The sequence below is a fragment of the Pseudoalteromonas sp. TAB23 genome, from assembly GCF_000498075.1.
GTDB classification, from domain to species: Bacteria; Pseudomonadota; Gammaproteobacteria; order Enterobacterales; family Alteromonadaceae; genus Pseudoalteromonas; species Pseudoalteromonas arctica.
Genome location: NZ_AUTP01000081.1, coordinates 1 through 738 on the forward strand (window position 1 = coordinate 1; position 738 = coordinate 738).

Sequence of the window (738 nt, forward strand, 5' to 3'; positions counted from 1 at the left end):
CCGCCGGTGCACAAATTGCTACCGACGTGCTAGGCGAACAAGTATATAAATTAACGCTAATGCAAGATGTGCATTTTGCAGCAGGTCAAAGCACGGCGTACGCATTAGCGCAAGCACAAGAAGAGGGCGCAGCATATAACTTGCCAGCAAACGCATACCGCTACTTTATTGATCAGCAAGAAGGCGTAACAGTAACTAACAACCAAGACTGGCTAATAAAGCCCGGGGCAAACACAGAAAGCACGGAGCATTACCGCTTGCGCATACGCAACGTGTTTGGAACCGCCGCTCGCTGGCACATTAACGCAGTGTACAAACAAATAATTGCAAGCTTTGGCGTGCCAATAGATAACATCTATATTCAAACCGGAGCGCCGCGCGGCCCAGGCACAGCAAACGCCTACATATATTTAGACATAGGCGCAGTGCCAACCGCTTTGCTGGGGGCAATTAATCAGCACATAAGAACCGCAGGGCATCACGGCTTGGGCGACGACTTTATAGTGTATGCAATGGCAACCACTGGGTTTAATGTAACAGCAACATACAAGCTACACTCGCAAAGCGAAGACATACAAAGCGAGTTAACAACATTAATACAAGCAGCGTTCAGGCAAAATGCAGCATACGCACCCACCCGCGTGGCGCACCAGTGCGTGTTCAGTGTTAGCCAATTGGTGGCAGAGTGCCACGCGCAATTTAGTGAACTGCAGTCAATCAAGTTCGACATTGACGACA

Annotated in this window: 1 protein-coding gene; it reads left to right on the top strand. The window is 49.3% G+C overall.

Annotated elements, in window-relative coordinates:
* Positions 1-738: baseplate J/gp47 family protein (locus L654_RS0101860; protein WP_024607082.1), on the top strand; the 738-nt coding region annotated here is incomplete at both ends.